Below are 9,666 nucleotides of genomic sequence, written 5' to 3' on the forward strand. Positions count from 1 at the left end.
CCATGATTCAAGCCGTAGCCACTCACCCCCACGCGGGTCACGACGATCACGCGCACCATGACGATGGATCCAAGACCGTTTTCGGTTTCTGGGTCTACCTCATGAGCGACTTGCTGATCTTTTCGGTGCTGTTCGCGACGTTCGCGGTGCTGGCCAACGCCACCGCGGGCGGCCCCACCGGCAAGGAACTGTTCGACCTGAAGTTCGTGCTGGTCGAAACCCTGTTGCTGCTGTTCTCGAGCTTCACTTTCGGCATGGCCAACCTGAACGTCCACGCCAACAACAAGAGCCGCGCAATCGGCTGGTTGATGGTCACGTTCCTGTTCGGCGCGGGCTTCATCGCGATGGAAGTCTATGAATTCCATCACCTGATCACCGAAGGTGCGGGCCCCGGCCGCAGCGCCTACCTGTCGGCGTTCTTCACGCTGATCGGCACGCACGGCCTGCACGTGACGTTCGGCCTGATCTGGATCGTCGTCATGATCGACATGATCCGCCGCCATGGCCTGGACTCGATCAACAAGCGTCGTCTGGCGTGCCTGAGCCTGTTCTGGCACTTCCTGGACATCGTCTGGATCTGCGTCTTCACCTTCGTCTATCTTCTGGGAGCCCTCTGATGTCGCACTCCGCTGCGGCCGCACACGGCCACGACGATCACGCCGCCGACCACGGCACCGTGAAGTCCTACATCATCGGTTTCGTGCTTTCGCTCCTGCTCACCTTCGGCTCGTTCGGCCTGGTGATGAGCGGCGCGCTGTCCCACACCATCACCATCATCGGCGTGGTGGCGCTGTGCGTGCTCCAGCTGCTGGTGCAGCTGGTGTACTTCCTGCACATGGGCGCTTCGAAATCGGCCCGCGACAACCTGGCCACGTTCGTCTTCACCGTGATGATCATCGCCATCATCGTAGGGGGTTCGGCCTGGGTGCTGTACAACATGAACGTCAACATGGGCCACGCCATGTAAGACCCGTCATTCGATGACGACAGACAGGCGCCGCGAGGCGCCTGTTTTTTTGGCGGGCCGCGCCCGCAACCTGGCGGACATGGCCCGAGGCTCAGTCCGGCGCCTTCACCGTCAGCGTCACGCCGGCGCGCTGCGCCAGTTCACGCGCGCTGACCCCGACGAACGGCTGCACCCGCGCGCCCTGCTCCAGGTCGCAGGCCGGCGCCCGGGCCGCGCCATCCAGCACCTGCCGCAAGGCCCGCGCGGCCGACGGCCCCAGCGGCCCGTTGTCGCCCAGCTTCCAGGCCAGCATGTCCGCCACCGCCATGCCGCAGCGCGCCGGCGTGGCGTACAGGCCGGCGTCGTGCTCCAGCAGCATGCGCGCCTTGGCATCGTTGCCCAGCCGCAGCATGATGACCAGGGGCAAGGCGTCCGCGTCCACCACGCCGCGCAGCCGCAGTTCGCCGTCGCTGCGATCCGACGGATTGGCGCCCGCCTGCAACCAGGCCAGGTACAGATCGTCGGGCAGCCAGGGCAGCGACAACGGCGCGACATCGCGGCGGGTCACGCCCGAGGGGTTGCCGTCATAGGCCAGCGGCGCCCCCGCCGCCAGCAGCCGCTCGGCGGTGGCGCGCAAGCGCGCGCGCAGGCCATCCCATTGCGGGCCATTGCCTTGCGCGTCGGCGCGGTTCTCGACCTCGTTCCATTGCCGCAGCAGGCTCGACAGCGGCGCCGCCGTCAGCGGCGCGCGCGGCTTGCCGGCGGCGGCCTGCGCCAGGCGGTCCACCAGTTCCGGCGACATCTGCCGCGCCGCCAGGCTCAGGGCCTCGTCCATGCCGGCGCGCTGCTGGCCGCCCTTCGGCCCATAGCCGCCCACCGTCGGGTCGGCGCCGTGCGCCAGCGCGAACGCCACGCGCTCGGACACCGGATACACGGTCTGCGGCGAGAGCTCGCCGCTGGGCGACTCGCGCAGCGCTTCCAGCAACGGCGTTTCCCACATGGCCTGGTCGCCGTAATACATGCGGATGTAGACGGCATTGATGTCCGCCCCCTTGGCCAGCAGCTTGTCGGCGAACCAGAACTTCGACGGGCTGCCCATGGCCGCGTGCAGCACCGAGCGGCCGCTCTTGTCGCGGCCGTTCGGGTTGGCGCCCTTGGCCAGCAGGTAGTCGAGCGTGTCCTTGTCCTCGGCCGAGTACGACACCCGCCGCAGCAGCAGCGGCGTGCCATTCGAGTCGGGCGCCTCCAGCGAAGCGCCGGCGGCGATCAGGACGTCGGCCAACGCATAGCGCTCGGCCGCCGGGCGGCTGTCGCCCGACGGCGGCAGGGCCGCGGCCAGCAGCGGCGCGCCGCGATTGGGACCGTCGACCTTGGCGCCGGCCGCCAGCAACGCCCGCACCATCCCGGGCTGGCGGCCATAGGTGGCGGCGCTGAGCGCCGACACGCCGTACTCGTTGACGCCGCTCGGATCCTGGCCGCCGCGCAGTTCGGCGCGCACCGCGTCCAGGTCGCCCGCGCGGATGGCCTCGAAGATCGCCAGCCGCGGCCGGCACGCCGCGGCATCCAGCGTCCTGGCGTCCAGGGCGGCGCCGATACGGGCGGCCACGTTCGCCGGCATCGCTTCGCCCGCCGCCAGGCGGCGCGAGCAGTATTGGCGGAAGTCCTCCCGCGCCAGCGTCTCGTAATAGTCGCGCAGCTCGCGCTGCCGGTCGCGCAACTTGAGGCGCGCATCGGCGCGGTTCAGGTAGGCCGGTGTGCGCGCCGGGTCGCGGCGCAGCACCTCGCCCAGCACCCGCTCCGCTTCGGCCAGCTCGCCGCCCCGGCCCGACTCGCCCAGCCAGAAGCCATAGTCGTTCAACGCGGTCAGCGCCTCGGCGTCCTTGCCCGCCGGGTCGATCTCGCGATAGTCGTGTTCCAGCATGAAGCGCCGCAGGTCCGCCAGCGCGCGGCCGAACTCGGCGGCCTTGGCGCGCGGGATGGCGCGCACCGCCTGGTGCAAGGCGCGAAACGCGGCCGGCACATCGCCCGCCGGCCGCGTCTCGAAGCGCACGTCCGCGGGCCACGCCGGCAAGCGGCTCGGATACCCCGCCAGCGCCGGCTTGAGCGTGGCCAGCGCCTGCGCGCGGCGCGTCTCGTCCCAGGGCTGGTCGGCCGTCGCCACCACCCGTGCGGCATCGGCCTGCACGCGGATCACGGCCCCGGAGGCATCCACCAGGAAGCCATCGGCGCGGCCCTCGGCGGCATCGGGATAGGTGTAGGTCACCCAATAGAAGACCTGGCCGTCGCGCGGCGCCGTGACACTGACATTTTCCGCGCGGTCGGCGCGCCACGCCGCCGGGTCGATCACCAGCGCCCGCGAACGGAACGCCAGCTCGGAGGGCGAGCCCGCGCCGCCCGGCCGCAGATAGCGATACAGGAACAGGCGGTTTTCCAGCTGGCCGACCAGCAAGGCGTCCTTGGCATTTTCAGTGCCCCAGACACGGCGCTCGGGCTCGCGCAGCGGATAGCGGCCCAGCCGCATGGCCTCGATGGCGGCGCCGATGTCGTGCGCCGCGACGGGCGGCGGCGCGGACATGGCGAACAGGCCGGCCAGCGCCAGCGCAACGGCGCCGAAACGGCGGGGAACCGCAAGAGGGGCAAGACGGGACATCGTGGGGACCTGTAATGGGAAGCGGGCCGATGATACCGCCCCATCTGTCCGCCGCCGCGCCCGATGCCGGCGGCTTTGACACATCGCAGAAAGGGTCATCCCCCCTTCGTTATATATTTCAGCATATAACGATTCCTTCAAATCTTGCCTTGAACCGCCATGGATGCCGTCCTGACCGCCGCCCCGCCCGCCCGGGACATCGATGCCCTGACCTGTAGCCTGCTGGAGCAGGCCGTGCCCGGCCATCCCGACACCCGCTTTTTCGCGACGGTGATCGGCAAGAGCCTGGCGCATCGCGACCTGGCCCGCACCGGCCTGTCGCCGACCGAACTGGCCGAAGTGCTGGCCAACCTGTTCCCTGGCGCGCAGGCCGGCTCCGCGCCGGCCTATGCCAACCTGCGGGCGCAACTGCTGGCTTACGCGGCGCGCGGCCTGGCCAGCCCGCAAGCGGATTTCACGCGGCTGCTGCGCGTGCTGCTCGATGCCTGTAGCGGCCAGGCCTCGACCACCGCCTGGGTCACCAGCGTGCTGGCGCAAGCCTGCCTGCGCCCCGACCACCTGTGGCGCGACCTGGGCCTGACCGGACGCGAGGACGTCACCGCGCTGCTGACGCGCCACTATCCCGGCCTGGTGGCGCGCAACACGCAAAATCTGCGCTGGAAGAAGTTCCTGGCGTATTCCGCGTTCGAGCATGCCGGCCAGCCCGCCGCCGCCGCGCCCGGCTGTGCGGACTGCGAGGACCATGGGTTCTGCTATGGGGATGGCGGCCGGCGTTGAGCCGGCGCTTGAGGGCGCGCGGCGCCTGCGCCCTGCGCCGGCTCAGAACCAGGTTAGCTTGACGAGCACCTGCGCGCTGTAGCTACCGGTCTTCAGCTCGGCGCCAGTCCGTTCGAGATGCGCCGTGTACGCCTGGGTCGCTGACAATTTGGTGTCGTACAGTGTCGGGCCTGCATTGCCGACGTAACGGACATCTGATATGCCGTACTGATCCATCGGAACGGGACCGAACTTGACCTGCTGGTTGGCGGCATTGGTGATGCTCAGTTTCAGGCCGTTCTCCTGACCATTGGCATTCTTCAGGAAAATCTCCCGGTCGAAAATATCCGTGCGTTCGCCGCTTTGCGGCAGGAATGACACGACAGTAGGCAAGAAGAACCCGTCCAGGGGATTGCTGGAAGCCGGCGGGCCTGTCAGCGACTCCAACCCCGGGCAGGCCGCCGGACTATTGATGCGCGCCGTCAGATTGAACGGCTTGGCCTGCGGCAACTTGCCGTTGTAGCTTGCCGTCGTCAACACCGTGTCGAATGTGACCGTGTTATCGACATTGACCGAGCCGACGCAGGAGGGGACATACTGGAAACGCGAGGGCGTGGTGTTCAAGAAAATGCCAGGCGCCGTCAAGGAGCTTTCATCCGCGACCAACTTGAACGCATGCGTGGCGGGTAGGAACGCACGCAGGGGCTTCAAGACCCTCTGTTCCAAATTCAGAACCATGAGGATGCGCCCGATGCGTTCGCCGGTATCCCCCAGGTAAGGCTCATCGACACTGAAGTAGGGTAAGTACGTCGGATACAAGGGATCCGGGCTCCATTGCCCCTTAAAAAGGCTGTCGTAAACGATTGACAGCCTCAACGAGGCTTCTCTCAGGGAGTTCCTGATCGGCTCATAGTCGCCAAGGACCACGAGCGCTACCCGCTTCGGAGTCGTGGCATTGTTGAAACAGCGATACCTGAACTCATAGCTCTTGCTGATGTAAATAATGGAGCCGCCGGGCAACTGGCGATCAAGATCGAAACTGACCGACGGCGGTATTTGGAACGTCACGGTGTCGCCACCATCGAGCAATCTGCATCCTTGCACACCCGCTTGCGCATGCCCCAGCCTCGGCAACAGCGCAAGGACAGCAACCAGCCCCGCGATCCAGGCGCGTGGCCCCTTCAGTCTTGCAGCCACGATCGATGCTCCCGGATGATCAGAATGTAAAAACTATTTTATCGGTCACCCCTAAAGCCTCGACCCGGCAAACCGTCCGACATTTCGGCCTGCCCTCGTTCCCGGCGCGCGCGCCGCGGCGTCCCGCGCCAGCGCCTGCCTCAATAGCGATACGTCGCCCCCAGCCCCACGCCCACGCCGCGTCCCGGCGCCGGTTCGTAGTAGCGGCCGTTGCTCTCGTTGACGATGACCGATCCGGCATAGCGCCGGTCGAACAGGTTGTCGACCCGCGCATGGGCGCGCCATTCCCACGGCCCCGCCTGTTTCACGTAGCCGGCGGACAACGCCGCCACGACATAGCCCGGCGCGACCGCGTCGTTGGCATCGTTGGCGTACAGGCGGCTCAGGTAGCGGGCCTCGATGCCCGCCTGCCACCCCTGCGGCGGCGCCCAGCCGACCGAGGCGTAGGCCGACTGCCGCGCGATGCCCGGGATGCGGTTGCCGGCGCGGATGTCGCCGCCGCCGTCGTCGCGGTAGCGCGCATCGAGCCAGGTGTACGCCAGCTGCGCGCGCCAATGGCCGGCGAATCCGGCGGACCAGCCCAGCTCCACGCCGTCGCGGCGCGTGCGGCCGGCGTTGCGGAACGTGGCGCGGCCGCCCGTGCTGCCGGCCGAGACGATTTCGTTTTCGGTCGACACATGGAACACCGCGGCGGTCAGTTGGCCGCCGGCCAGGCCGGTCTTCACGCCGGCTTCGGCATGGGTGCCGAGCGCCGGCGCCAGCGCGAAATTCAGGCCGGGCAGGCCGCCCGGCCGGTACGACAGTTCATTGAGCGTCGGGGTTTCGAAACCCCGGCCGTACGAGGCATACAGGCTGGTCCGCGCATCGGGCTGGTAGCGCACCGCGGCCACCGGCAGCGCGCGGCGGTAGCGCGCGTCGCCGCTGTCATCGCCATTGCCGGGCGCGACATAGTGGTCGCGCGAGCGGAAGTCCACCGTGCTGTAGCGTAGGCCGGCGTCCAGCGTCCAGCGCGGCGCGACCCGCCACGAGGCCTGCAGGTAGGGATCGGCGTTGTAGACCGTGTTGGTTTCGTCTCGCCGCAGCGCGCCCTGCACGCCAAGCTGGCGGCTGGCGCCCTCGCCCGTGAAGTTCTGGTAGCCCTTGCGGTTCTCGCGCATGGTGTCGTAGGCAAAGCCGCCGACCAGGGTCAGCGGCCGCTGCGCCGGCCCCAGCTCCGAGGTCCAGCGCAGATCGGCGCCGCCATAGCGGCGCCGCAGGTCGATCACGCCGCCCGCCTGGGTCGGCGCCGCCTGCGCCGCGGGCGGGATGGCCTGGAACTGGGTGGTGTCGCGCTGGCCGTAGTACAGCATCAGGCGCAAGGTGTTGGCGCCGTCGACGTGGCGTTCGTAGACCAGTCCGCCCTGCGTCTGGCGCACGGTCTTGCGGGTGTCGTACTGCGCGGCCAGGTCGGCGCTGCGCGGCGCGTCCTGGAACTGCGCGTAGGTCAGGCCGAGCGGGTCCTGCGCCCTCAGGTCGACGCTGTTGGCCACGATCGTCAAATGGCTGGCGTCGTCCAGCCGCACCCCCAGCCTGGCGTTGCCCAGGTTCTTGCGCGCCGCGCCGTGGTCGCGGTAGCCGTCGGTGGTCATGCGCGACAGATCGAGCACGTAGTCCAGGTCGCCGGACGTGCCCGAGGCCTTGGCGCCGTAGCGCCAGGTGTGGTCGCTGCCGGCCCAGGCCGACGCGCCGATTTCGGACGGCACCGCCCCGTCCTCGGTATAGGCCAGGATCACGCCGCCCGAGGAATTGCCGTACAGCGCCGAGAACGGGCCGCGCAGCACCTCGACCCGGCCAAGCGAGCCGATGTCGATGTTGGAGGTCTGGCCCTGCCCGTCGGGCATGGTGGCCGGGATGCCGTCCACATACAGCCGCACCCCGCGCACGCCGAACGTGGAGCGCGCGCCGAAGCCGCGGCTGGACAGCTGCAGATCCTGCGCGTAGTTCTGCCGGTTCTGGATCTGCAGGCCCGGCACGCCCGCCAGGCCCTCGGACAGGTTGATGCCCGGCTGGGCGCGGCGCATCTCCGCGCCCTCGACGATGTCCACCGAGGCCGGGGTTTCCAGGGGCGACGCGCCCAGGCGGGTGCCGCTCACCACGACCGGCGCCAGTTGCGGCGCCTGCGATTCGGCCATGGCGGCCACGGCCGGCGCCATGCCGAGCAGGCTGTGCAGGATCGGGCGGGCCAACACGCCACGGCGGCGTCGTGCGTCGGTCAATCGGATCTCCTTGCGCGCGGGTCGCGGGGAATGGGTTCTAATACTCCCATGGAAAACTCGCAAGACATCGAACGCCGGCTGCTGGACCTGGAAGTCAAGGCCAGTTTCGCCGACGACCTGCTGGAACAGTTGAACCAGATCATCGTGCGCCAGCAACAACAGATCGACCGCCTGCAACGCGAGGTGGCCGACCTGCGCCAGCAGGCGCCCGAGGGCGCGGCGCCGTTCCGCAGCCTGCGCGACGAACTGCCGCCGCATTACTGACCCCGGCCGCGGGCGGCCGCCCGGCCGCTCCAGGGCGTCCCGTCGCTCCCGTCTGCCCCAACGCCCCCACCCGCCACAGCTCGCCCGGCCTGCCCGGATCGCCTGCCGCCTGTTGCCGGCATCGTGCCATTCCCCCCTTCTCCACGCCGCGCTCCAGCAAGGCGTTGCGCCGGCTATCGCTGCCATTGATGGCGACTAATTGCTCGAAATTACTTATTCCTTCCATTTATGGAAAGATCTTTTACCGATATACGGGTTTATCCCTAGTGATATCCGGCGCACTATAGAGCCATCGGGAAACAACAACGAACTACGACGGATAGGCCGCCGATTCGCTCCCCGGCTTCTGAAATCGGAGATTCACCATGAAAAAGACCCTTGCCACCGCTTTGCTGATGTCCCTGGCCGCCCTGAGCGCCGGCGCCTACGCCTCGCAGAACATCGAACCGAACAACGTGCCCTTCCAGGGCGTCTACGGCACCCCGTATGAAGGCCCGACCCGTGCCCAGGTGCAGGCGGAACTCGCCGCCGCCAAGGCCGCTGGCCAGGTCTCGAACGTCGAACCCAACGACATGCCGTTCCAGGGCGTGTACGGCGCCCCCCAATCGGGCGTGACCCGCGCCCAGGTGGAAGCCGAACTGGCCGCCGCCAAGGCCGCCGGCCAGGTCTCGAACGTCGAACCCAACGACATGCCGTTCTCGGGCGCCTACCACCGCGCCAACTGAGTCGGCGCCGATCGATTTACCCCTCCCCTTGTTGTACCTTGGCCGCCCCTGCCGGGCGGCTTTTTTTGCGTGTGCGCAAGCCGCGGCCCCTGGCCGCGGGCGGATCGAGACAAGACGCCGACGCTTCGCGTACCATCGGTCCTGACCATCAATGGGCTGCCCGCGCGGCCCTGACAACAACGAGGGAGTCCGCAATGAAAACCATCCGTCTCATCGCTTTCGCACTCGCCGCCGGCGTCGCGTCCGGGCCGGTCCTGGCGGCGCCCGCCGTCATGTTGAACAACGCCCTCATCACGCAGATCTCAAAGGCCGACAAACCGGCCTTCCACGAGGCGGTGGCGCAAGCGCTGAACAGCGCCGCCGACGGCCAGAGCGTGAACTGGTCCAGCACGCCCAAGCGCAAGGCCGCGCCGATCACCGCCAAGATCACGCCGTTGCAGACCAGCACGGCGGGCGATCGCACCTGCCGCCTGCTGGAAGGCGATTTCGCGCGCACCAGCACCACCGAAACCTGGAAGTTCTGGTTCTGCAAGCAGCCCGACGGCACCTGGAAGGCCAGCGCCAACTAAGCCGCCGGCCGGCTTTGCCGGCAATGAAAAACGCCCGCTTCATCATGCGATGAAGCGGGCGTTTTGCCTTGCGGTCGCGCGCGACCGCGCGGCGATCAGGCTTCGACGCGGTTGGCGTCCAGCACCGTCAGGGCCGTCATGTTAATGATGCGGCGCACGGTCGAGCTGGAGGTCAGGATGTGCACCGGCGCGTTGGCGCCCAGCAGGATCGGACCGACCGCGACGTTGCCGCCGGCCGCCGTCTTGAGCAGGTTGTAGGCGATGTTGCCGGCGTCCACGTTCGGGCACACCAGCAGGTTGGCCT

Annotated in this window: 10 protein-coding genes; 6 read left to right on the forward strand and 4 right to left on the reverse strand. The window is 68.4% G+C overall.

The genetic code is table 11. The features are described from left to right. Positions 1-2: 2 nt before the first annotated feature. Positions 3-617: a cytochrome o ubiquinol oxidase subunit III gene (gene cyoC / locus AOZ53_RS25995; RefSeq protein ID WP_006387443.1), complete on the forward strand. Its 615-nt coding sequence runs from the start codon at positions 3-5 to the stop codon at positions 615-617. After that, positions 617-967: a cytochrome o ubiquinol oxidase subunit IV gene (gene cyoD / locus AOZ53_RS26000; RefSeq protein WP_006391013.1), complete on the forward strand. Its 351-nt coding sequence runs from the start codon at positions 617-619 to the stop codon at positions 965-967. The genes cyoC and cyoD overlap by 1 nt, the downstream gene beginning before the upstream one ends. A gap of 91 nt (positions 968-1,058) precedes the next feature. Here the strand turns inward: cyoD and AOZ53_RS26005 are convergent, their stop codons facing one another. Continuing rightward, positions 1,059-3,596 (reverse strand): ankyrin repeat domain-containing protein, encoded by a 2,538-nt coding sequence (locus tag AOZ53_RS26005; protein WP_369816854.1) that lies wholly within the window; start codon positions 3,594-3,596, stop codon positions 1,059-1,061. 159 nt (positions 3,597-3,755) lie between these two features. Between AOZ53_RS26005 and AOZ53_RS26010 the strand changes: the two genes are divergently transcribed. Further along, positions 3,756-4,373: a nitrogen fixation protein NifQ gene (locus AOZ53_RS26010; protein ID WP_054489957.1), complete on the forward strand. Its 618-nt coding sequence runs from the start codon at positions 3,756-3,758 to the stop codon at positions 4,371-4,373. Positions 4,374-4,415: 42 nt separating this feature from the next. On the opposite strand, the gene AOZ53_RS26015 is transcribed toward AOZ53_RS26010, so the two are convergent. Together AOZ53_RS26015 and AOZ53_RS26020 are read right to left on the reverse strand one after the other, a co-directional pair. After that, positions 4,416-5,549, reverse strand: coding sequence for a hypothetical protein (locus AOZ53_RS26015; protein WP_156333521.1), 1,134 nt, complete (start codon positions 5,547-5,549; stop codon positions 4,416-4,418). A 140-nt stretch (positions 5,550-5,689) separates the two neighbouring features. After that, positions 5,690-7,741 (reverse strand): TonB-dependent receptor, encoded by a 2,052-nt coding sequence (locus tag AOZ53_RS26020; RefSeq protein WP_054489975.1) that lies wholly within the window; start codon positions 7,739-7,741, stop codon positions 5,690-5,692. 111 nt (positions 7,742-7,852) lie between these two features. On the opposite strand from AOZ53_RS26020, the gene AOZ53_RS26025 reads away from it, so the two are divergent. The 3 genes from AOZ53_RS26025 to AOZ53_RS26035 all read left to right on the forward strand — a co-directional run bounded on the left by AOZ53_RS26025 (position 7,853) and on the right by AOZ53_RS26035 (position 9,362). Beyond that, positions 7,853-8,068, forward strand: coding sequence for a SlyX family protein (locus AOZ53_RS26025; RefSeq protein WP_006391018.1), 216 nt, complete (start codon positions 7,853-7,855; stop codon positions 8,066-8,068). 365 nt (positions 8,069-8,433) lie between these two features. Continuing rightward, positions 8,434-8,793 carry a DUF4148 domain-containing protein gene (locus AOZ53_RS26030; RefSeq protein WP_054428651.1) on the forward strand — a complete coding sequence of 120 codons (360 nt, stop codon included), beginning with the start codon at positions 8,434-8,436 and terminating at the stop codon, positions 8,791-8,793. Between the two features lie 194 nt (positions 8,794-8,987). Then, the gene (locus AOZ53_RS26035) at positions 8,988-9,362 is read left to right on the forward strand and encodes a hypothetical protein (protein WP_054428652.1); all 375 of its coding nucleotides are present in this window, start codon (positions 8,988-8,990) and stop codon (positions 9,360-9,362) included. Between the two features lie 95 nt (positions 9,363-9,457). On the opposite strand, the gene AOZ53_RS26040 is transcribed toward AOZ53_RS26035, so the two are convergent. Beyond that, a partial coding sequence (locus tag AOZ53_RS26040) for a phosphate acyltransferase (protein ID WP_156333522.1) occupies positions 9,458-9,666 on the reverse strand: 209 nt, incomplete at its 5' end.

Origin of the sequence: Achromobacter sp. 2789STDY5608621, from assembly GCF_001299375.1 — a bacterium.
GTDB lineage: Bacteria > Pseudomonadota > Gammaproteobacteria > Burkholderiales > Burkholderiaceae_B > Achromobacter > Achromobacter insuavis.